We start from the raw sequence: 22,230 nt of genomic DNA on the forward strand, positions 1-22,230 counted from the left end.
TTCAGGATGCGCTGTTCTTAGAGATATATTTTTGGTATATTATTTGTTAAATGTGGTGGTTGATACCATTTTAGCAAATTGTATCTGAGAATATTGAAATATAGTTTATGCGAAGAATAATCACCCCTTTTCTTTTCGTCTTGCTTCTCCTGACTTTTGGGGTTCAATGTACTTTTTTCGAAAAAGAAAAGAAAAACAATGTTTGGGAAGATCCTGTAGCCCTAGATATAGATGATATAGTAAAAAGAGGCTATATCAGGGCTGTTGTGGACAACTCCTCCACGAGCTATTATATCTACCGAGGAAGAAGAATGGGTTATGAATTCGAACTCCTACGAAATCTCGCCAGTAGCTTAGGCGTCCGCTTGCACCTGATAGTCAAATCTGATATTGAAGATGCTTTTCTTCTACTCAATAGAGGGAAAGCAGACATTGTAGCAATGAATTTGGAAATCTCTGCTGATAGGAAGAATTATGTAAGTTTCTCTGACCCAATCGGTGAAGTGAGTACTGTGTTGGTGCAAAGAAAATCTGGGAAAATGATTTCTTCAATAGATCAATTGAAAGATCAATTGATTCATATTCCACAAGGAGCTATTTACAAATCTCAGATTTGCAATTTAAGTCAAGACAGTACTTTTTCGGTTGGAATCATGGAAGTCAGGGAAGGAAGGGAACAGTTGATTTCTAAAGTACTAGAAAAAAAGATTGACTTTACCGTTGCTGATAGGGATTTAGCATTGGTGAATGCAACATACAATAATGAGCTTGATGTTAGTTTGGAAATTAGTGAGTTATCACCAGTAGCTTGGGCTGTGAGGCCAAATGCCCCAAGTCTTGAAAAGGTTATTAATTCTTGGATAGGGAAAAGAAAGAAATCGGGATATTTAGCCACGCTATATTCCAAGTATTTTTTGAATTCGAAAAACAGTTATTATAGATCGAACAGTGCGTTTTCTTCTTTGGGGGGGAATAAAATTTCCGCCTATGATGATATTATAAAAACTGCAGCTGAAAATCTCGGTTGGGATTGGAGATTGCTTGCTTCACTAGTTTACAAAGAGTCTGGGTTTAATCCAGAAGCAACATCTTATGCCGGGGCGACAGGTTTGCTACAGCTAATGCCAGTAACATTGGAAAGATTCGGTGTGGATAATCCAAATGATCCTTATCAGAGCTTGATGGGAGGTGTGAATTTCTTGAAGTATTTGGATAAATTCTGGAGGGAAAGAATACCCGAATCCAATGAAAGAATAAAATTCATCCTCGCTTCTTACAACATCGGTCATGGCCATGTAGAAGATGCTTGGAAGCTCACGATGAAATATGGGAAGAACCCACAATATTGGGAGCATGTATCACATTTCCTCAAATTAAAAACAGACCCCGAATATTATCGTGATCCGATTGTCAGGAGTGGTTATGCCAAAGGTCACATTGCTGTCAATTATGTAGATGATATTTTGATTTTGTATAACTCGTATAGGGTTTTGGTTGAACCGTAGCCTATTTTTAATTTGTAAAGAGCAAGATCATTCATAAAAATAAAAAGAGCCACCTTTTTGGTGGCTCTCTTTATTTTTATTCTACTGCTTTCACATTCACTTCAATATTCCCTCTAGTTGCTTTAGAATATGGGCAAACTTCATGGGCAGCTTCTACCAACTTCTGGGCTTCTTCCAAAGATCCAGCTTGTGGTATTTTGCAGATGATATCTACTGCTAAGCCAAATCCACCAGCTTCAGTTTTGCCAAGATGTGCTTTGACCGTGATCTCGGCATCATCCAATTTCACACCTTTGGCTACAGCACCCAATGCACCACCAAAGCAAGCTGCGTAGCCTGCCGCAAATAACTGTTCAGGATTGGTTTTTCCACCAGTTCCTCCAATTTCTTTTGGCATTGCCACATCAAAGTCCAATTGGCCATCATCTGTTTTTACGTGACCTTTTCTGCCACCGGTATTGATGGCTGTAGCTGTGTAATCAATTTTGATCTTTTCCATTTTTTTAAGGTTGGTTTAAAGTTTCTACTAATTTGTTTACTTCAGATTTAAAATTTACTAACGACTTTTGATCCCAACTGTTTAAGCATTCCATTATTTTTGAAGGGATTTTTTCTGCTTTGGATTTCATGGATTTACCTTGAAAAGTTAGCTGGATTTCAACTTTTCTCTCGTCTTCTTCGCTTCTCACTCTTTTGATTAGGTTGTGACTTTCTAATCTTTTTAATAAGGGTGTAAGTGTACCTGAGTCCAAAAACAGCTTTTTGCCTATTTCATTCACTGCTAAGCCATCTTTTTCCCATAGAATCATCATTACAAGATACTGAGGGTAGGTGATACCCAATTCTTCCAAAGGCTCTCGGTATGCCTGTATGATCATTCTCGATGCTGCATAGAGAGGAAAGCATATTTGGTTTTCCAACAACAATAAATCTGAATCTTTAGCCATTTTTTTAAATTGTAAACAATTAAATTTAATGCAATTTTATTAGAATAAAAAACAGTGACCCATTTTTTTGTTTATAGCTTGTATCCATTTTCATAATTGTAATGGAGCTTTGCGCTTGCCTCCCAATCATCGGGGAAAGTTTCTGACTTGGGATCCCAGACAAGGGGCCTCTTTAATTCCTCAGCAATATTGCCAATCGTGCAAATTGTACATGTACTATGCCCCACTTCTACGGGAACAATTGGATCTTTTCTGGAAATTACCGATGTGATGAAGTCACCATAATGGTGAGAATAGTCTTGTTTGGGAAGGATTCGTGTTGGTTTTAGACTTTCATCTGAAGATTGAAAAACACCTCTATTCACTTGAATCCATCCATCAGAGCCGATGAACCGCACTCCTTGTGGGCCATCACCAAAAGGAGCAACCAAAATCTTTATTCCGTTTGCATATTCATAAGTTAGAGGGTCGTCATTCGATGCCGGAGTTACTTTTACAGGTCCATTTCTATCCATGCCAATCCCCCACTGTGCTACATCTAACATGTGGGCTCCCCAATCTGTCATGTGTCCTCCTCCTGTCTCTTTGTACCATCTCCATGAGGCCCAAGATTTTTCGTTCGTTTCTGGATTTAGGCTGATTTTAGGAGCCAAAGCCTGATTATATTGTATTTGTTTCAAAGGGCCAAGCCAAGCTTTCCAGTCTAGACTTGCAGGGATTTCTTCTGCTGGTAGATCGTATGGTTTTGGATGTTCTGGACTGCCTACATGTACCAATACCTTTTCAATTTTGCCAATCTTGCCCTTTTGGACCATATGTGCAGCATGTTGAAAATTTACCTCTGATCTTTGTTGACTCCCTACCGCTAGTACGATGCCATTTGCTCTTACGGCTTTGACTAACTCCTGTCCTTCTTTGATCGTGAATGTAAGTGGTTTTTCCAGATAAATGTCTTTTCCTGCTTTGCAAGCAGCTATAGCTGTCAATGCATGCCAATGATCTGGAGTTGCTATGACAACTGCATCAATATCATCCCTTTCTAGCAATTGATTAAAATCTGCATAAGCAGAAATCTCAACCTTATCTTTTCCATTCTCTTTTGTCAGCCGGGTTGCTCTGATTTGAAATCTTTCTCGCTTGTCTGAATCCACATCCGCACATGCCAATACTTGAACCCCAGGTATTTTCATCATGCCGTTTAGAATGCCCATCGCCTGCTGTCCAACTCCTATAAATCCGAGCCTTACTTGATGGATGTCTCCTGGATTTGTGGTTTTAAATGGTGGGGAAAATGCGAAAGAGGATAGGCTTGTAAATCCAGCAATCGATAATAGAGAGTTTCCTATGAATTTTCTGCGTGATGAATTTTTCTTTTTTTGGTTCATGGGTTATCGGTTTGAGGGTAGATTTTGCTATGATTTTTTCAAAGCAACTCTTAATAATAACACATAAAGTTGAGATCTGAAAAAGTGTAGTGAAAGATATGTTCATTAGTCCATTACGGATACCATGGTCAATGCATGTCGGCCCAAATCTTGATCGCCTGCTATTTGAACCTTATCAAAAATACAAATTGATTTTAAAATGCCTCTTCAATATCATATTTCCACAAATAGAAAAATGCTCTTTCCGATTCATCAAAGACTCTTCCAGGATTGGTTCTTATAGTCACGCGGAGGCCTTCATCATCACAGATTTTTACCAATTGATGACTACCAAAGTAAGAGACTTTGACGATTTTGCCACTGAGTTGCTGCCCTTTTCTCTGAACTACTTCGCTATGTTCGGGTCTAAAAAGAAGTTTGATTGCTGATTTGTATTTTTTGGCTTCTGGATCAGCAATAAACCCAAATGAAGTATAGAACCCATCTTCGCTAGGTGTGGCCATTATCTCATTCCTTTTTCCAAAAAAATTAGCTACATAAGGATTGATAGGATTTTCATAAAGGACTTTTGGGATATCTATTTGTTGTAAAAAACCTTTATGCAAAATAGCAACTCTATCTGCTGTAGAGAGGGCATCCTTTGTGTCATGTGTAACAAAAATTGCTGTAATACCCGTTTTTTTGATGATTTGTCGGATTTCTTCACGAACTTGATCCTTGAGCATGGCATCCAAGTTACTGAAAGGCTCATCCATCAAGAGAATCCTTGGATTTGGGGCGATAGCTCTTGCCAAAGCCACCCTTTGTTGCTGTCCACCTGAAAGTTGGTGTGGATATTTGTTGAAATCTTCATTCAAACCAACCAACTGCAAAGTTTCTTTGGCGATTTGCTCTCGATTTCCTTTAGATTTTTGGATTCCAAACATGACATTTTCCAAAATCGTCAAATGTGGGAAAAGTGCATAATCTTGAAAGACCATCCCAACTTTTCTCGCGTGTGCAGGCACTGTTTTTTTGCCTTCCACGATCACTTGACCCGAAAGTGAGATGCTTCCATGGTCTGGATGCTCCAGTCCGGCAATCAGTCTCAATAAGGTTGTCTTGCCAGACCCACTTTCACCAACCAAAGCTAAAATCTCCCCTTCAGTGACATTGAAGGAAATATCATTGACAGCAAAGTCTTTGGCTTGGCCATATTTCTTGTTGATATGTTGAAGTGATAAGATTGGCATCTTTATAATGATATGTATACTTATATTTCTCTTTTTTTGATCATCCGATTAAGGAAAATGATCGGAATAATCCCTGTTAAAATGATGATCAATGCGGCATTTGCAGATTCTGCAATCATCTCATTTGTCGCCATGTCAAAGGCTTTGGTTGCCAAAGTTTGGTAATTGAAGGGACGAAGGATCAAAGTTAAAGGTAATTCTTTCAACACATCTACAAAAACCAACAATATACCTGAAAACAAACTGGATTTGATGAGTGGAAGGTCTATTTTCCAAAGTGTTTTTGAACTTCTAATCCCCAGCAATCTACTTGCTTCGTTTACATGGATCCCTATTTTTTGAAAACCTGATTCCACTGGATTGTATCCTACTGCCATGAATCTTACAATATACGCAAAGGTCAATGCGAACAGCGTTCCTGACAAAAAGAGTCCAGCCACTCTAGATGATAATAGGGTGTCATATATCCACTTATCGAAAGAAAGTAGCGGTATCATCACTCCAACAGCAATGACAGCACCAGGTATCGCATAACCAAGTGTTGCGATTTTAGTGATACTTTTAACCCATTTGAATGGACTTAGTCGCAGTGCATAAAGTAAAATAATGGAAAAAAAGACAACCAAAACTCCAACAAGTGCAGCAAGTCCGAAGCTTCTAAATATCAATAAGAAGAATTCTTGATTGACTACTTTTTCATAAGTCATGAACACCCATTGGAGCAACTGCAAAAAAGGAATAAAGAAACTGATCAAAAAAAGCATGGTACATACACCCGTATAGAGGAGTTTGCTTTTGGTAGAAACCTCTTTTCTTGCTTGCGGCTTATTGAGTCCGTTGACTGATGAGTATTGTCGATTTCCCCTTTGTATCGATTCTAAATACAATAAAGCAAAAACAAAAATCATTAAGATAGCAGCTAGATAGATGGCCGTAGTAGCATCACCCATCGAAAACCATGCTCTGAATATCCCTGTGGTAAATGTGTTTACACCAAAATACTTGACTGTTCCGTAATCATTCAAAACTTCCATAGAAGCAAGTGCTATCCCAGCTACGATTGCTGGTCTTGCCATTGGAAGTGCTACTTTGAAAAAGGTTTTTGCACGATTTGCACCCAAAAGAGAAGAAGCTTCCTGCATGGTTTTGGATTGCTGCAAAAAGGAAGATCTTGCAATCAAAAACACATAAGGAAATAAGGTGATAGACAAGATAAAGATTGCTCCAGGAAGATTCATGATATCTATGAGACTTCCTTTAATTTGAATTCCAAATGAATTTCTTAAAAAAGTCTGTATAGGTCCTGTATAATCAAGAAGCCCCACATAGGTGTAAGCCATGATATATCCAGGAAATCCCAAAGGCAATATCAGGAGCCATTCAAAATACTTTCTACCAGGAAATTCATAATTTGAAACTAGCCAAGCTGTACTTACACCTAGGACAAAGGTACTGAATGCCACTCCCAGTAAGATTAGGAGGGTGTTTTGAAAATACCCAAAAAGGAGGTTGTTGGCTATGTGTGACCAACTACCTCCCGGGCTTGTAAATAATTTGAATAAAATAGTGAAAAGAGGCGTGGCTACTACCAATAATATTAGTAATGCAAAACCAGTCCACTTATTCCACCAATAATACTTTTTATCAATGATTTCCAACGCTTCTCTTTATTTCCATCCAATACGGTCAAAGATAACTACTGCATCTTTGTTGTATTTACCAAGTTCTGATAAGTTGATTTCGTCTGCCTTGAAGTCCCCCCATTCTTTTAACAAATCTGAAAATTCAGCTGATTTGTTTACTGGGTATTCGAAATTAATGCTTGCCAAGAAATTTTGAGCTTCAACTTCAGACAAAAACTCAATCAAAGCTGTTGCATTTTCCTTATTTGGGGCATGTTTTGTAACTGCAGCGCCAGATATATTTATGTGTGTACCTCTATCATCCTGATTTGGGAAAAACAATCCGACTTTTTCTGCTGCTTTTCTTTCTTCTTCATTAGAGTCATTCAACATGATACCGATATAATAAGTGTTGACTATCGCTACATCTCCTTCTCCCGAAGCTACAGCTTTTACTTGATCTCTGTCACTCCCTTTTGGGTCTCTAGCCATATTGGCAAGCAGTCCTGATGCCCAAGTTTGAGCAGCTTCCTCACCATTATGGGCTATGATTGATGCCAATAAGGATTGATTATAAATGTTTTCTGAGGACCTTGTCAAAACTCTCCCCTTCCAAGCTTCTTCTGTCAAAGCTTCATATGTGGACAATTCCTCAGGGTTCACTCTTTCTTTGCTGTAAGCAAATATCCTTGCTCTGTAAGTTAGGCCAAACCACTTGTTTTCAGGATCTCTGAACTTAGATGGAATGTTTGTTTCTAGCGTAGAAGATGAAATTGGCTGTACCAAATCTTTGTCAACTGCTCTCTGAAGCCTTCCTGCATCCACTGTGATCAAGACGTCTGCTGGTGAATTGGCTCCTTCCAATTCTAACTTTTGGATCAATTCGTCAGCACTTGCACTTACGACATTTACTTTGATCCCGGTTTTTTCTGTGAACATATCAAAAAGCTTTTGATCTGCTTCGTAATGTCTGTGTGTGTAAACATTTACTTCGTTGTTGCTTTCTGTAGTTCCTCCGCATGAATATAGAGAAGCTGCAATTATTGCTAAAGAAACTGCTTTTAAGAAGTTTTTCATATCCATTTTTTTTGTTTGACGAGCCAAAATTAATCATTATTTAAATCAAATCTAAATAAAAAGAAAAAGATTTTTATATTTGCACCATCCTTCTGACGAGAGGTGAGAATAGTGGTTTTTCAGGTTTTAGATCAGAAAATAAATGACAATCCAACAACTGGAATATATTTTAGCAATAGATAAATTCAGGCATTTTGGGAATGCAGCTGAAGCATGCTTTGTGACGCAGCCGACATTAAGTGCCCAAGTCAATAAGCTTGAAAAAGAGCTGGAAGTCATTATTTTTGACCGATCAAAGATGCCTGTAATTCCAACTGAGTCGGGTGCTCAAATCATAGAGCAAGCCAAAAAAGTGGTCTCACATAGCAAAGGGATTTATGAGATAGTTGCACAACTCAAAGGGGACGTAAGTGGAGTGATTAAGCTTGGAATAATCCCAACTTTGGCGCCTTACCTGTTGCATAGGTTCATTAGGAATTTTCTGGAAAAATACCCTAAGGTGCAGCTTCAAGTAGAAGAAATGGTAACTGAAGAGATCATCAGGAAATTGAAAAACGATGAACTAGATCTCGGTGTGGTGGTCACCCCTTTGGACGAAAGTGGGCTATTGGAAAAACCGATGTTTTATGAAAAGTTCTACGCGTATCTTTCTGAAGGACATCCTTTGCTTTCGAAGAAGAAGATCAGTGTGTTGGATTTTGAGAGTACTGATATGTGGGTTTTGCAGCAGGGACATTGCTTTCGGGATCAAGTTTTGAATTTCTGTAACAAAGCCAAGTTCCAAAAGATGAATTTTCATTATGAAAGTGGCTCTTTGGAGGGTTTGAAATATATGGTCAACGAATACAAAGGAGTTACCTTGCTTCCTGAGTTAGCGACTTTTTATATGACTGAAAATGAGAAAAATAGATTGCGATCCTTTGAGGGAGAGGAGCCTACAAGAGAAGTAAGTATCGTTTTGACCAGGAGTTTTCTCAAACAAAAACTCGTAGCACTTCTCTACAATGAAATAACGGCCTCGATCCCTCAAGAAATGACATCAAAAGCACACGGGAAAATCGTCAGATTCAAATAAAATTTATGAATATCCGCCTACATACAAGTAGCCACTTAAAATAATGTATTCAGTTTAAATCCATCAGCAGTTGACCGTAAGCTGTTGTCTGTTGACGATTATCAGCATGATTTATGTGTTTTAATATGCGTACTTGTACACAAGCGGATAATCATATAAAATTTCTTTAATTTCGAAGGTTCCAAGCGGAAACTCTTTTCTGCTATTTACGTTTCTCTTTTCTATGAAAAAATTCCCCGTTGCTTTGTTGATCTGTTTTATGATCTTAGGGTCGAGCACTTTTAGCTTAGGACAGTCATTTTTCAAAAAGTACGTCAACAGTCTGGTAAATGACACTTCAGATATCAGTAAGCCTCAGTTTTTGATTTACCCCACGTTGGCATACGCACCTGAGACAAGCTGGGAAATAGGATTATCATCCCTGTATGTTTATTATGCAAATCAAGATACAACAAACAGACTCAGTGAAATCAATGGGTTCACTTTTGTGACATTGGAGAATCAATACGGCCTTTGGTTTGACCATGCGATGTATTCCGATCAAAGTAATTGGTTCTTTTTGGGAAGATTGAGATTTCAGAGTTTCCCCCTCAAATACTACGGTATAGGAATGGATTCTCCATCAGAATACCTTGCTTTGGTAGATGCAAATCAAATATTGATCAAGGAAAGAGTACTTAGAAAAATCAAGAACGACTTGTTTTTTGGTTTGGAAGTAGATTTCCAGAGACTTGCAGGTACTGACTTTAGGTTAGCTCCAGATAGTCCAACGTTTCCGTTGCCACGTGGAAGTGAAGGCTCCACAAATATCGGGATTGGTGCAGGCTTAGTTTATGATAATAGGCACAATGTGCTGAATGTAAGAAATGGGTTTTTCTCAGAATTGGCTTATTTACGTTATTCAGCAGCCATCAGTACTTTTGGTTTCAATTCTGTAATTTCGGATACTAGATATTACAAATCGGTGAGTAAAAACACGGTTTTTGCGGCTCAGCTATTAGGCCATTTCAATTCAGGAGATGTTCCATTCAATCAATTGGCATTGATGGGAGGAGAATCAATGATGCGAGGTTACTACACGGGACGATTTCGGGACAATAATCAATTGGCGACACAGGCAGAATTGAGATTTTTGCCGCTTCCCTTGGGATTTACGGACAGGATTGGTGCAGCTGTTTTTGGAGGAGTTGCCACAGTTTTTTCGGATTTTGATAATCTAAACCTCAATAGAACCGTTTGGTCTGCCGGTGGTGGCTTGAGATTTTTGTTGTTCCCAAAGAAGGATATTTATACGAGAATTGATTACGCTCTGACCAAAGAGGGTTCCGGTATATATTTATTTATAGGAGAGGCATTTTGATCAGGGAAACCGTGTTTTGTAATCCTAGGAGGATACCGATTTAGCGTTAAGCTATTTCAAAGCAAATACAATATTTCATTCAATAAAATCCTTTTATAACAAACCCTTGAAACGTTCTTGGGGTTGAAAGCAATTTCCCTAGCTTTTCAGTATTACATATCTTCTAGGGAAAGGGCAAGGTAGGTAGGTCTATAGTTTGGTAGTTGGGACAACAACGCTTTTGATTTTTCCTTCAAAATGCTGATATCAATTTTTTGTTTGTTTAGTTTAACTTCAGGAAAAGTGCGCTGAAAGTTCCATTCACGCTTAAGTCTTTCATTTTCATCCTCTTTTAGTCGTTGAAACTCCTTGATTAAGTAAATTTGAAATTCAGGACTGAGCCACATTGCAAAATGGCATGCAATATCTTTATGTGCATAGGTTCCTCCAAATCTTCCCGGTTTAGAGATGATTCCAATAGCATTTGTGGTTTCTATCCATCGCTTTGGCGTCAGAACGAAACTGTTTAATCCCGCTAATTTTCTAAACCCCTCGAATTCGAAGGGTTTAAAATTCGGGTTGTACATTACCTCCCAGAAACCTAAAAGTTCTACTGTGTTTCTATTTCTCATCCAGTTTTGAATAATAATATCAGTACTTGAAGAGTCTTTAAATCTTGCTATGTCGGTAATTGAAATGTAATCGTTTTGATCGCTTAGGATTAAAGTGATTTCTGTCCCTTTTACATTTATTTTTTTTGTTTTTAGCCATTGTCTTCTACTTTAAAAAAGATTCTTGAAAAATTATCTTCCTCAAGATCGGAAATTTTGAACTCTAAGAAAACAACCCCTGATACATTTCTTCTAGCTTGCTTACTTGGATGACTTTGATAGAGTATTTGTCCATATCCATGCCTTTTACGGCATATTTGGAAACCATGATTCTTTTGAATCCCAATTTTTCGGCTTCAGCTATCCTGTTTTCGATACGGTGGACTGCTCTGATTTCTCCACCCAAACCTACTTCTCCAGCAAAGCATAAATCTGCAGGAACAGGTGTGTCCTCGTACGAAGAAATCAAAGAGGCACAAACTGCCAAATCCAATGCGGGATCGTCCACCCTTAAACCTCCTGCAACATTCAAGAAAACATCCTGCTGACCAAGGCGCATTCCTCCTCTTTTTTCCAAGACAGCCAAAAGCATGTTGAGTCGCTTGGCATCATGCCCAGTACTACTTCGTTGTGGTGTGCCGTAAGTGGCGGGACTTACAAGAGATTGAATCTCAATCAAAAGAGGCCTGTTTCCCTCCATCATTGCACCGATAGCAACTCCGTTGAGCAATTCCTCCCTTTGGGTGAGTAAAATCTCAGAAGGATTTGCTACTGGCCGAAGTCCCTCAGCACGCATTTCATAGATCCCCAATTCGTGTGTTGAGCCAAATCGATTTTTTGAAGTTCTGAGAATTCTATAAGTCAGATGCCTGTCACCCTCAAACTGCAAAACAGTATCTACCATGTGTTCAAGAACCTTTGGGCCAGCTATCGCACCGTCTTTTGTAATGTGCCCTACCAAAAATACCGGAGTGCCAGTTTCTTTGGCAAATTTCATCAACTCTGCTGTACATTCCCGCACCTGACTTACTGATCCAGCTGCTGATTCCACATGTTTGCTGTGGAGTGTTTGGATGGAATCAATTACAAGCACATCAGGATTGAGGACTTCTATCTGTTGAAAAATGGATTGTGTATTGGTTTCAGAAAGCACATAGCAATTTTCGGATTTGAGAGGCATTCGCTCTGCACGCATTTTTATCTGCGATTCGCTCTCTTCACCAGAGACGTAAAGGATCTTTGTCTGATTGAGCATCAGGGCGATTTGGAGCATCAAGGTGGACTTTCCTATCCCGGGTTCACCACCAATCAAAACCAAAGATCCAGCAACTATCCCACCTCCCAAAACACGATCCAATTCGGCATCATGCGTAATCAATCTCGGTTGATCCTCAAAATTTATTTCTTGCAATCTCTTTGGTACACTGGCTCGCTTTTCCTTTGCACCACCTTGCTTCCATGAACCACGACCTGCTTCTTCTTTCTGCACCACTTCTTCCACATAGGTGTTCCATTCTCCACATGAAGGACACTTGCCAAGCCATTTAGGACTTTGAGCACCACAGTTTTGACAAAAGAAAGTTGTTTTGGTTTTGGCCATGTAATTTTAGATTTTAAATGGTAAATTTTAGATTAGTGGGATTTGATATATCATGATAAGTAGAAACATCAAATTTGTATGGAAGCATAAGGTCATCCAATGCAAATTCTATTTCTTGTTGTGTGGTAAGGTTTAGTTTCTCACCAAATAAGCATAAATCAATATCTGATGCAGGCTTGAAATTTCCCACTGCCCTGGATCCATAAATTTTAACCATAGCGACTTCCCTAAAATCAGAAAACACGCTTTGAATTTTCTGAATGTCTCGTCTTGAAAATGGTTTATACTTTTTCTTACAATTAGTAGAGTTCAACCTCCCGAAATTATCGGGACAGGCGCTTCGGGGTTGTTGCTTAATCATCCTCATTATTCCCCGCATTTCATACGGGGCTATTGAAGGTTTAACCCCTTTCGGGGTTGTGTTTTCTGGATCATCATTAATCCCCGGGTTGCGACCCGGGGTTCCGCCACGGCGGACAAGTATTTAAATTTAAACCCTGCCTGCAGCTGGCAGGCACTTCCTGGTTTTTTCGACTTTGGCTAATTTCTATCATAGAATAAGCGTGTAAACCACTTCGTGGTTTTCATCTCTTGAATCACCTCTTTTGCCTCTATCTTTGCTACATCTTCGCTTCTCACTTCACAATCCAATCTTCCTAATTTCTTCCAGATTAGTGTGCTTCCAACCAATCTTTACCTAATCCAACTTCTACTTCCAATGGTACAGTAATTTTTACTGCATTGGACATGATTTTTGGTATTTCTTTTTTGAGAAGTTCCACTTCATCTTTGTGGGCATCAAAAACCAATTCATCATGGACTTGAAGAATCATTTTGGACTTCAGGTTTTCTTTGATCATCCAATCATGAACTTGGATCATCGCTACTTTGATCATGTCGGCGGCGGATCCTTGTATTGGAGCATTGATGGCATTTCGTTCAGCAAACCCACGCATGGTTTGGTTTCTGCTATTGATGTCTCTCAGGTATCTTCTTCTTCCCAAAATCGTCTCTACATATTCATTTTTCCTAGCTTTTTCTATACAGCCATCCATATACTCTTTTACAGCTGAAAACTCTTTGAAATAAGAATCAATGATTTCTTTGGCTTCTGATCTTGGTATGCTTAGCCGTTGGGAAAGCCCAAATACAGAAATCCCATAAATAATTCCAAAGTTGGCTGTTTTTGCCTTCCTTCGCATGTCTGAAGTCACTTCTTCCAATGGAACTTGGAAGATTTTGGCTGCAGTAGTAGCATGGATATCCCTACCGTTTTTGAATGCCTCTATCATGGATTCATCCTTTGCAAATGACGCCATTATCCTCAATTCTATCTGAGAATAATCAGCTGCCAAAATCACATGGTTTTCATCCCTTGGAACAAATGCTTTTCGAATCTCTCGTCCTCTTTCTGTTCTGATTGGGATATTTTGAAGGTTGGGATTGATAGATGATAGCCTTCCTGTTGCTGCTACAAATTGATTGTAAGTAGTATGAATTCTGTTTGTCTTGGGATTGATCATGGTAGGTAAAGCATCCACATAGGTGGATTTGAGCTTTACCATTTGCCTATACTCCAATATGGCTGAGGCGATTTCGTGTTCACCAGCCATTTTGCTCAAAACTTCCTCGCCGGTTGCGAATTGACCTGTTTTGGTTTTTTTTGCTTTTGGATCCAATGCAAGCTTTACAAAAAGGATTTCTCCAAGTTGTTTTGGTGAAGCTAGATTGAACTCTTCTCCTGCCAATTCATATACGCGCTGCTCTATGGCTTTGCTTTCTTCTTCTAAGATACCCGACAATTCTGCCAAACTCTCAGTATCAATTCTTACGCCTTCAAATTCCATTGCAGCCAAGACATTGATAAGCGGGTTTTCGACTTCATGGAGTAGTTTTTCCAAGCCATTTTCTTTGATCATGGGATCAAAAGTCTGCTTGAGTTTCAAAGTGATATCTGCATCTTCTGCTGCATAAGCAGTCACTTCATCTTCATCTACATCCCGCATATTTCCTTGGTTTTTCCCTTTTTTGCCAATCAGGGATTCTATGGAAACAGGCTTGTAATTCAAATATTGCTGGGCTAGCCAATCCATGGAATGTTTTCCTTCTGGCTCTATAAGATAATGGGCAAGCATGGTGTCGTAGAGTTTTCCTTTGACTTCCATTCCATAGTTTTTCAAAACCAGAATGTCATACTTTACGTTTTGCCCGATTTTAGTGATTTTTTCATTTTCGAAAAGTCCTCTAAAAAGCTCAAGCTTTTCTTTGGCTTCTTTTTGGTCAGCTGGAAATGGGATGTAAAAAGCTTCGCCAGCAATGTAAGCAAACGATAGCCCTACCAATTCAGCTTCGTTTGGATTCAGTGCGGTAGTTTCTGTGTCAAAACAGAATTCCTCCTGTCTCTCAAGATAGCTGATCAATTCCAAAATTGCTTTTTCTCCATCCACTTTATGATAATCATGGGCTGAGGTGAGTATATTGTCGTGGAGCTGGATTGCTGGTAGTGGGTTTTCTTCTGCCGACACCTCCAGTTCGGTTTCCTCCTCCGTAGCTGCAGGGCCCGTGAAAAGCCCCAATTGTTCGCTGACTTTTATCTTCGGTTTTTTGATGGCTTCGCCAAAAACTCTTTGAGTCAAGGATCTGAACTCCAATTCTGCAAAGAGTGCTTTTAATTGTTCTTCTTTTGGGCCGTTATACTTTAGGGCTTCTTCGTCAAATTCAACTGGCACATCGAGACTGATAGTTGCCAACTCTTTGGAAAGCAAGCCTTGTTGTCCGAAATTTTCGACATTTTCCTTTTGCTTCCCTTTCAGTTCGTGGGTGTTTTTCAACAATTCCTCAATCGACCCATAAGCTTTGAGTAGTTTTACGGCAGTTTTTTCTCCAATTCCAGGAATTCCAGGAATATTGTCCACAGCATCTCCCATAAGCCCTAAGATGTCTCTTACCTGGTCTACATTTTCAATATCCCACTTTGCACAGACTTCCTTCGGTCCCATAATGTCTACGGCGTTCCCCATAAATGCGGGCTTGTAAAGGAAAATATGCTCCTCTACTAATTGCCCGTAATCCTTGTCTGGTGTCATCATATAGACTTCGAAGCTTGTTCTTTCTGCTTTTTTGGCAATGGTACCGATGATGTCATCAGCTTCAAAACCATCCAATTCCAAAATTGGGATATCAAAAGCTTCTACAATTTGCTTCACCCAAGGAATACCAATTCCAATATCTTCCGGTTGTGCTTGTCTGTTCGCCTTGTAAGCTTCAAACTGCACATGTCTGAAAGTAGGTGCTTTGGTGTCGAATGCGACCGCTATGTGTGTAGGTTTTTCCTTTTCGAGTACTTCTAGAAGTGTATTTGTGAACCCAAGCATGACACCTGTATTCAATCCTTTGGAATTTATTCTTGGGTTTTTGCTAAATGCAAAGTGTGCTCTGTATATAAGGGCCATTGCGTCTAGCAGAAAAAGTTTTTTATCTCCTTTTGAAGGCATGTGAAGGTGTTTTTTGAGTTGAAAATATTTTCTGAAGTACTTTTTGATTGTCGTCTTTCAAACGCTAAATTACAAATAATAATGAAAAGCGATGGCTCTATTGTTCTATCTATAAAACAAATAAATTATGATATTTTACTTACTATTGTCTTATGTGGTCTGATATTTGGTATTATTTTTCCCGTAGGTGCAACTTTGCATCGAAAATTCAAAAAAATATTTATCACCTTAAACAAATCATCATGAAAAAGATCACCTATTTTTTATCAATTATGTTTCTATTTATGGCTTTTGCCCCTACAGCAAATGCTAAAGATTCAAAAAAAGAAAAAGAAGAGCTTACTGTGGATCAGCAACAAAGATTGGACGAGATCAACCTTAGAGTTGAGGAAATCAAATCTTTGGATTTTGCTGATATGACTAAGGCGGAGAGAAAAGAAGTGAGGAAAGAGTTGAAGGAAATGAAAGTGGAGGCTAAAGAAATGGGTAATGGAGTTTATCTTTCAGTTGGTGCCATCATTATTATATTATTGATTCTGATTTTATTGACATAGAATAGAATTCTATTATAAAAAAAGCCTCACAGCGATGTGGGGCTTTTTTATTATGAAAAGGTGGAAAGAATTAAGAAGACTTTCCATTAAGGGCATCGACCAATTCTCTTTTTAGCTTGCGTTCGCGATCCAGTGTGTTTTTTCTGTGTTGCTCAAATTCCTCAACTGTCTCTTCTAGATTTTTCCTTGCAATCGAGATGACTTTGTGGCTTTTGCTATATTTATATAAGAAGAATAAAAAAGCAATCAGAAGCCCCAGCACGATTGTCCACATGATTGTATTGTATGCGTTTTTGTGGATTGGGATTCCAAGAAAGAAAAAGCTGTCTCTTGCTTCCAACGCAGCATCCAAATCATCATGGGTGCTTTTTATATCTTCCTCCAGCTCGTTGATTTTTGCTTGTTGGTCTTTGACCGTAGCATGAATGTCAATCAACTCCTTCTTGAAAACTTGCAAAGAGTCTAAAACATTCGATTTAATTTTTTCAAGGTTAGTCTTTTTGACAACTTTGTATTCTTGAAAATTATTTGAAATACTATTGATGTAATCAAATTGGCTTGAAATAGTTCCGCTGTTTAATGAACCCATTTCTTCTACGTTACTTTCTTGTGCTTGACCGGGGTGGATAAAAAATGAAGTTGCGATCAATACAAGTAGAATAGTTTTATTCATGAGGTGATTGGTGTTATTTACGAAATATAGTTAATATAAATTATTTAGATTTGTTGATTTTGATGGACGGATCAATAACTGTGCCTCTCTATGCTCAAAATCAGATTAAAAAACTTAAACGAAAATAGAAGAGGAAGTGATATAATGTTTTTGTTTTTTTGGAAAAAGGGAAAAGACCACTTGAAGCCAATAGAAATTCTTTGCTGAAAAACATGCAGTTTGAATTCCAAAAAATCAAAAAGTATGAGTTTAAAGTCTTTGTGGCAATACAAATCGAATTGCCACAAAGACATTTTTATAATGTAAATCCAAAGCCTGTAATTAAAGAAACCTTATATTTTTTCGCTTCCATTATTGAAAAGACTTTTTAAATTATCATGTTTGTTTGAAATCTTACTGCACTACGAAAATAGCATTGGCCATAATCAACTTCCCGGCTTCCCAAAAGCTTCTAAACATTGGGTTGTCCACAAGATAGACTATCTTTCCTCTACCTTGATATTCCATTCCATATACCATAGATTGATTCATTTGAGGCTTCAGTTTATTTCCAATAAATCCAAATCTATATTGATCTAAACTCTGAATCGTACCTACATTCACACCGTTTGTCAAGTATGCATATCGTCTTCCATTATTTTTCAAAGTGTAATAATTTTCCCCAACTCCAAATGAAAGCGGGTGGGTTTGATCCATTTTGACTTCAAAGATAGCGCCTGCTGCTGAAGTAGATATTCCCATTCTCTCACGATCTTGGAAAGAGCTTAATCGCTCAATTTTCTGAATTTCTGTATCTGCTTTTTGCTTCGCTTTTTTCTCTTCCTCTGTATCAAATTGGCTCAAATTGAATCCTTCTTTGTCAGAAAACATTCCTACGGATCCTTCAATAGCAATAGCTTTTCCGCCTGCTTTTACCCAATCCATTACTTTTGTGAAGTTCCCTCCATTCAGGTAATTGCCTGATGGCAATATCAACACATCATATTTGCTCAGGTCAAATCTACCCAACATATCTGCCTCAAGTATGGTGACAGGATAATCTAGCTCTTGCTCAAAGAAATACCAGATTTCTCCGAAATTCAATGATGATGTTCCAGAACCTCCTACTACAGCGACATTTGGTGCTTTGATCACCTTCACATCCGATGAGCCAAAGTCTTTCCCTTTATCAACATAAGATGTATTGGAAGTAGTAAGTTTGATTTCAAACTTATTGGCCAGATCGACCACTTTTTTATCATAATCAGCTACCCACTGATTGCCATTTCTCATGATCAAAAGTGTTCCGGCATTGTAAGACTGCCCATTGATTTCAAAAGGATATTCCGCAACTCTTGCTCTAATTCCAGCCTTCAGCAACGCTCCCAAATACTTTGCATGTTTGGTAGCATTCCAAGGTGCAATATATGCCAATGGGGTACCTTCCACAATATTTGCCTGAAAAACAGATTTTTCAAAAGGCTTTGCAGCATCTAGCTTCGTCTCCAAAGCATAGGCCTGAAGTCCATAAGCATACGGTAATGCCCAACTTGTTATATCATAAGTGATGCTGTCCTCCAAAGTAGCTTCAGGTTCAAATAAAACCTGAGTAAGGACTGATTTTGGCTGATATGCATTGACAATGATGTCTTTATCAGTGGTAGAAAATGATGCAGATTTGCCAGTATTATAATCCAAGCCTCTCAGTCCGGATCTATTTCCAGCAAATCCATAGCTTATTTTATTTTTATCCAGAAGTTTCAACAAAGCAGCCAATCTATCAGGTTGATCTTCTCCTTTGATGACAAAGCTTTTATACTTTGCTCTTGGACTGGTGCTATTGCTTTTGAAATAGTCTGCGAACTCATCTGCTAATCTTTCTGCATTCTTTGAGGTAACTTCTACAGCGGAAATACCCGCAGTATGCTGATGGATGATCCTTTCTTCCAAAGTAACTGTGTCGCCCAGTGCATTGAGCATCCCTAAACCCGCACGACCTGAACCGCCTTTTTCGATAGTCATACCAATGGCACCATTGTACATTGGGTAGGTGTCTCCGTAAGATGGATAGAGCAAATCAAATCTTTCTCTTGTGAAATATTGCCAGTTATTTGCATCAAACTTAGCGGCGGTATTTTTCCCATAAATCTCTTGGAACTCATGCTGAAATGGTGAGACTTGCTCGTGAACTGGCTTCGCTGCTGGAGCAAAGTAAAATGGTTCGTTGATTCCTTGTTCGTGATAATCTACGAATAAATGTGGCATCCATTCGTGATAGAGCTTGATTCTTTGTTCTGTTTCAGCTTGCGTTTGCCAAGCCCAATCCCTGTTGAGGTCCATCATGTAATGGTTTGGCCGACCTCCAGGCCATGGCTCAGAGTGTTCTGTTGATTGTGGGTCCGGTTGAAGGATTTTATTGGATTTTTGGTTGTACCATACAGTATATCTATCTTTTCCATCTGGATTTGCACAAGGATCCACGATTAGAACTTGATTTTTCAACCATTCTTTGGCTTCAGAATTGTTTGGATTTGCCAGTTCCCAAAAAGTCATCATCGCAGCTTCCGTTGCTACGGCTTCATTGCCATGAACATTGTACTGCATCCAATTGATCGCCACTTTGGTGCTTGGACTACCTTCCAACATCCCTGTTCTCTTAAGATTGTCAGTCCTGATTTGGTCGAGGTTTTGAATATTCTCTGGAGAGGAGACGATCGCTACAAACAAGGGTCTGTGTTCTACCGATTCTCCATAATATTTTATTTGTACATTAGGTAAAGTACTTGCCAAATGTTCGAAATAATCTACTACTCTGTGATGAGGAGTAAACCTTTCTCCTGCCTTGTAGCCCAAAAATTCATCTGGACTTTGTTGGGCAAATGCAAACCCGGATATCAAAAGCGATAAGAATAGGGCGTAAATTTTTCTCATAAATTAAGAATTAAGCTGAATTAAATTTGTGGACGGTAATTTACACTCTTTGGATTAAGGATTCAAACCGTCCTTGGAAATCTATTTTTGTTACTTTCTGATTCTGCTCCAAAGTTTGGTAGTAAACCTTGGCCTGTCTTCCATTACGTTCAACTCGTCCTCACTGACTCTTTTGACACTTTCTATTGTATAGAAAGCTTTGTCATTGAAGGATTTTACTTTCCCGACGAATTCAGTAAGGGCATCTCTTTTCATTACTGTAAAAAGTAGATTTACTTTTCCAAACCTTCCCTCAGCACCAACAGAAGTGAATCTAAAATTCTTTTCTTTCATATAGTCTATCAATTCTGGCATTGGAGTAGGAGTAATGACACGTACCAAAACCCTTCCAAGAGCCAATTTCTCCTCAATAGTCATCCCCACAAAAGTCCCCATCGCAAAACCTCCAGCATATGCAAGGTAAGACATCGGGTTGTTGATGTTTTGAAAAATTTGGCCAATAGCCAATAACCAAATCAAGGCTTCAAAAAAACCTAAAATTGGAGCGATTTTTTTCTTGCCATTGAGCATAAACATGATTCGGAGGGTATTGATGGAAACATCCATTACTCTTGCGAAAAAAATCATGAGTGGCATTATGACATAATTGAAGATTTCGATAGATATTCCAAAGGACTCTAAGTATTCTTGCATTTTGATGGTGATTTATATTTGCTGATTTCACAAAGGTAATGAAAATAGCCCTCAAGGTATCGTAATGACCCCCATTCAAATGAGGATAATTACTAGCAGACTTCTTGTCAATTGTTTATATTCGAATTGTATTCTACCATTGACTTTATTTAAAATCTATGAGGAGCTGGCAAAAAATAGTAAGTTTATGAAAATCTCATTTTAATTAGATTATTTGCAATTAAGTGGCTTTTATTATTTGAATAGATCCAAAAGCAATTCTTTTGTTTTATCAAAAATCAAATTGGCTAAATATGAAAAATCAGATCATTTTAATGCTGACAGGGTTGATCCTTTTTTCCTGCGCTTCCAAAGAATTGATGCCTTTCAAAGAAATTGGAGCGGCATATCCAGTTTTGAAAAAGGTGTTGGAAAATAGCGATACTTACAAAGTTCAAATTCTCTATTCCCAAATAGAAAGGGATAGTTTGGGAAAACCAATATTAAAAGATTGTGCTTTCAACTTAAATGATGAGGTGTATTACTACCCTGCAAGTACAGTCAAGCTTCCAGTAGCAATTTTAGCTTTGGAATGGTTGCGGGAACAAAAAACAGATGGGCTTTCTGCAAATACCATTATGCTGACAGATTCTGTTCGGGAGTCTCAAATTCCCGCTTTGTATGACAGCACTTCACAAAACTTGTCGCCAAGTATAGCTCATTACATCAAAAAAATTCTTTTGGTTTCAGATAATGATGCATACAACCGTTTGTATGAATTGCTTGGACAGGAGTACATCAATGAAAAGCTAAAACAAAAAGGACTGAAAAACACAATTATCAATCATAGGCTGAGCATCTTTATGAGTCCCGAAGAAAATAGAAACTTAAACCCGATAAGATTTATTGGAGACAATGGAGAAATAGTATTGGAGATCCCGGCGAGAGTCACTACCAAAGTCTATCAAAACCAAGATAAACCAAGCTTAGCAAAAGCTTACAAAAGTGGAGGAGAGTTGGTGTCTGAGCCGATGGATTTTACGTTCAAAAACAAGTTTTCTTTGTCAGATTTTCATGGGGTAGTCCAGAGGATAGTATTTCCAGAGCTTTTTGCAGAATCAGAGAGATTTCAAATTTCTGAAGAAGACCGAGATTTTGTTCTGAAATATATGTCCATGCTTCCAGGGAAAAGTGATTTTCCTCGATATGAACTTCCAGAGTATTATGATAGCTATTCAAAATTCTACAAATTTGGAACAAGCAAAGAACCTATACCTGATGAATTTGTGATCTATAACAAAACAGGGCAAGCATATGGACATCTTCTCGATGGTTCATACTTTGTCAATAAAACGGAAGGGGTAGAGTTTTTTGTTTCTGCTGTGATCTATGTGAATGAAAACAATATTTTGAATGACAATAACTATGAATTCGATGAAATAGGGTTTCCCTTTTTTAAGGAATTAGGAGATTATCTATATGATTTGGAACTTAGAAGGAAGTAAAATAAAAAAGCCTATCAAATGTGTGATTG

The 22,230-nt window shown here is 38.4% G+C and carries 18 protein-coding genes; 5 read left to right on the plus strand and 13 right to left on the minus strand.

Going from position 1 to position 22,230, the window contains the following annotated elements:
• Positions 1-107 precede the first annotated feature (107 nt).
• Entirely contained in the window at positions 108-1,505 is a 1,398-nt protein-coding gene (locus tag MM236_RS05565; RefSeq protein ID WP_241273954.1) for an MltF family protein, read from the plus strand.
• Between the two features lie 76 nt (positions 1,506-1,581).
• Here the strand turns inward: MM236_RS05565 and MM236_RS05570 are convergent, their stop codons facing one another.
• The 6 genes from MM236_RS05570 to MM236_RS05595 all read right to left on the minus strand — a co-directional run bounded on the left by MM236_RS05570 (position 1,582) and on the right by MM236_RS05595 (position 7,768).
• Positions 1,582-2,004, minus strand: a complete 423-nt coding sequence (locus tag MM236_RS05570; protein ID WP_241273955.1) for an organic hydroperoxide resistance protein — start codon at positions 2,002-2,004, stop codon at positions 1,582-1,584.
• A 4-nt stretch (positions 2,005-2,008) separates the two neighbouring features.
• Positions 2,009-2,452 (minus strand): MarR family winged helix-turn-helix transcriptional regulator, encoded by a 444-nt coding sequence (locus MM236_RS05575; RefSeq protein WP_241273956.1) that lies wholly within the window; start codon positions 2,450-2,452, stop codon positions 2,009-2,011.
• A 71-nt stretch (positions 2,453-2,523) separates the two neighbouring features.
• A complete protein-coding gene (locus MM236_RS05580; RefSeq protein ID WP_241273957.1) occupies positions 2,524-3,837 on the minus strand; it encodes a Gfo/Idh/MocA family protein in 1,314 nt (437 codons plus the stop codon).
• 194 nt (positions 3,838-4,031) lie between these two features.
• A complete protein-coding gene (locus MM236_RS05585) occupies positions 4,032-5,069 on the minus strand; it encodes an ABC transporter ATP-binding protein (protein WP_241273958.1) in 1,038 nt (345 codons plus the stop codon).
• A gap of 20 nt (positions 5,070-5,089) precedes the next feature.
• Complete coding sequence (locus tag MM236_RS05590) at positions 5,090-6,727, minus strand: ABC transporter permease (protein WP_241273959.1); 1,638 nt, start codon at positions 6,725-6,727, stop codon at positions 5,090-5,092.
• 9 nt (positions 6,728-6,736) lie between these two features.
• On the minus strand, positions 6,737-7,768 hold the full coding sequence (locus MM236_RS05595) for a Fe(3+) ABC transporter substrate-binding protein (protein ID WP_439648009.1): 1,032 nt from the start codon (positions 7,766-7,768) through the stop codon (positions 6,737-6,739).
• A 142-nt stretch (positions 7,769-7,910) separates the two neighbouring features.
• Here MM236_RS05595 and MM236_RS05600 point away from each other — a divergent pair, with 142 nt between their 5' ends.
• Positions 7,911-8,843: a hydrogen peroxide-inducible genes activator gene (locus tag MM236_RS05600; protein ID WP_241273961.1), complete on the plus strand. Its 933-nt coding sequence runs from the start codon at positions 7,911-7,913 to the stop codon at positions 8,841-8,843.
• A gap of 223 nt (positions 8,844-9,066) precedes the next feature.
• Positions 9,067-10,203, plus strand: coding sequence for a BamA/TamA family outer membrane protein (locus tag MM236_RS05605; RefSeq protein WP_241273962.1), 1,137 nt, complete (start codon positions 9,067-9,069; stop codon positions 10,201-10,203).
• Between the two features lie 152 nt (positions 10,204-10,355).
• Here MM236_RS05605 and MM236_RS05610 read toward each other — a convergent pair whose 3' ends face one another.
• From MM236_RS05610 to polA, 4 genes are all read right to left on the minus strand, one after another.
• The gene (locus MM236_RS05610; RefSeq protein WP_369415188.1) at positions 10,356-10,934 is read right to left on the minus strand and encodes a KilA-N domain-containing protein; all 579 of its coding nucleotides are present in this window, start codon (positions 10,932-10,934) and stop codon (positions 10,356-10,358) included.
• A gap of 82 nt (positions 10,935-11,016) precedes the next feature.
• Positions 11,017-12,393 carry a DNA repair protein RadA gene (gene radA / locus MM236_RS05615; RefSeq protein ID WP_241273963.1) on the minus strand — a complete coding sequence of 459 codons (1,377 nt, stop codon included), beginning with the start codon at positions 12,391-12,393 and terminating at the stop codon, positions 11,017-11,019.
• Positions 12,394-12,406: 13 nt separating this feature from the next.
• Positions 12,407-12,760, minus strand: a complete 354-nt coding sequence (locus MM236_RS05620) for a nucleotidyltransferase domain-containing protein (protein ID WP_241273964.1) — start codon at positions 12,758-12,760, stop codon at positions 12,407-12,409.
• Positions 12,761-13,064: 304 nt separating this feature from the next.
• On the minus strand, positions 13,065-15,887 hold the full coding sequence (polA, locus tag MM236_RS05625; RefSeq protein ID WP_241273965.1) for a DNA polymerase I: 2,823 nt from the start codon (positions 15,885-15,887) through the stop codon (positions 13,065-13,067).
• Between the two features lie 242 nt (positions 15,888-16,129).
• Here polA and MM236_RS05630 point away from each other — a divergent pair, with 242 nt between their 5' ends.
• Positions 16,130-16,441 (plus strand): hypothetical protein, encoded by a 312-nt coding sequence (locus MM236_RS05630; protein WP_241273966.1) that lies wholly within the window; start codon positions 16,130-16,132, stop codon positions 16,439-16,441.
• 70 nt (positions 16,442-16,511) lie between these two features.
• On the opposite strand, the gene MM236_RS05635 is transcribed toward MM236_RS05630, so the two are convergent.
• The 3 genes from MM236_RS05635 to MM236_RS05645 form a co-directional block, all read right to left on the minus strand.
• Positions 16,512-17,114, minus strand: coding sequence for a hypothetical protein (locus tag MM236_RS05635; RefSeq protein WP_241273967.1), 603 nt, complete (start codon positions 17,112-17,114; stop codon positions 16,512-16,514).
• A gap of 393 nt (positions 17,115-17,507) precedes the next feature.
• Positions 17,508-20,024 (minus strand): M14 family metallopeptidase, encoded by a 2,517-nt coding sequence (locus MM236_RS05640; RefSeq protein ID WP_241273968.1) that lies wholly within the window; start codon positions 20,022-20,024, stop codon positions 17,508-17,510.
• A 90-nt stretch (positions 20,025-20,114) separates the two neighbouring features.
• Entirely contained in the window at positions 20,115-20,717 is a 603-nt protein-coding gene (locus tag MM236_RS05645; RefSeq protein WP_241273969.1) for a DUF2179 domain-containing protein, read from the minus strand.
• Between the two features lie 293 nt (positions 20,718-21,010).
• Here MM236_RS05645 and MM236_RS05650 point away from each other — a divergent pair, with 293 nt between their 5' ends.
• Positions 21,011-22,201 carry a serine hydrolase gene (locus MM236_RS05650; protein ID WP_241273970.1) on the plus strand — a complete coding sequence of 397 codons (1,191 nt, stop codon included), beginning with the start codon at positions 21,011-21,013 and terminating at the stop codon, positions 22,199-22,201.
• Positions 22,202-22,230: the final 29 nt, after the last annotated feature.

Origin of the sequence: Belliella calami, assembly GCF_022549695.1 — a bacterium.
Classification (GTDB): domain Bacteria; phylum Bacteroidota; class Bacteroidia; order Cytophagales; family Cyclobacteriaceae; genus Belliella; species Belliella calami.

Excerpts from the sequence above, each read along its gene's own strand:
- polA (WP_241273965.1), bottom strand. The coding sequence starts at position 15,887 with ATGCCTTCAAAAGGAGATAAAAAACTTTTTCTGCTAGACGCAATGGCC.
- MM236_RS05640 (WP_241273968.1), bottom strand. The coding sequence starts at position 20,024 with ATGAGAAAAATTTACGCCCTATTCTTATCGCTTTTGATATCCGGGTTT.
- MM236_RS05630 (WP_241273966.1), top strand. The coding sequence starts at position 16,130 with ATGAAAAAGATCACCTATTTTTTATCAATTATGTTTCTATTTATGGCT.
- MM236_RS05620 (WP_241273964.1), bottom strand. The coding sequence starts at position 12,760 with ATGAGGATGATTAAGCAACAACCCCGAAGCGCCTGTCCCGATAATTTC.
- MM236_RS05645 (WP_241273969.1), bottom strand. The coding sequence starts at position 20,717 with ATGCAAGAATACTTAGAGTCCTTTGGAATATCTATCGAAATCTTCAAT.
- MM236_RS05605 (WP_241273962.1), top strand. The coding sequence starts at position 9,067 with ATGAAAAAATTCCCCGTTGCTTTGTTGATCTGTTTTATGATCTTAGGG.
- MM236_RS05635 (WP_241273967.1), bottom strand. The coding sequence starts at position 17,114 with ATGAATAAAACTATTCTACTTGTATTGATCGCAACTTCATTTTTTATC.
- MM236_RS05585 (WP_241273958.1), bottom strand. The coding sequence starts at position 5,069 with ATGCCAATCTTATCACTTCAACATATCAACAAGAAATATGGCCAAGCC.
- MM236_RS05565 (WP_241273954.1), top strand. The coding sequence starts at position 108 with ATGCGAAGAATAATCACCCCTTTTCTTTTCGTCTTGCTTCTCCTGACT.
- radA (WP_241273963.1), bottom strand. The coding sequence starts at position 12,393 with ATGGCCAAAACCAAAACAACTTTCTTTTGTCAAAACTGTGGTGCTCAA.
- MM236_RS05575 (WP_241273956.1), bottom strand. The coding sequence starts at position 2,452 with ATGGCTAAAGATTCAGATTTATTGTTGTTGGAAAACCAAATATGCTTT.
- MM236_RS05580 (WP_241273957.1), bottom strand. The coding sequence starts at position 3,837 with ATGAACCAAAAAAAGAAAAATTCATCACGCAGAAAATTCATAGGAAAC.
- MM236_RS05650 (WP_241273970.1), top strand. The coding sequence starts at position 21,011 with ATGAAAAATCAGATCATTTTAATGCTGACAGGGTTGATCCTTTTTTCC.
- MM236_RS05595 (WP_439648009.1), bottom strand. The coding sequence starts at position 7,768 with ATGAAAAACTTCTTAAAAGCAGTTTCTTTAGCAATAATTGCAGCTTCT.
- MM236_RS05570 (WP_241273955.1), bottom strand. The coding sequence starts at position 2,004 with ATGGAAAAGATCAAAATTGATTACACAGCTACAGCCATCAATACCGGT.
- MM236_RS05600 (WP_241273961.1), top strand. The coding sequence starts at position 7,911 with ATGACAATCCAACAACTGGAATATATTTTAGCAATAGATAAATTCAGG.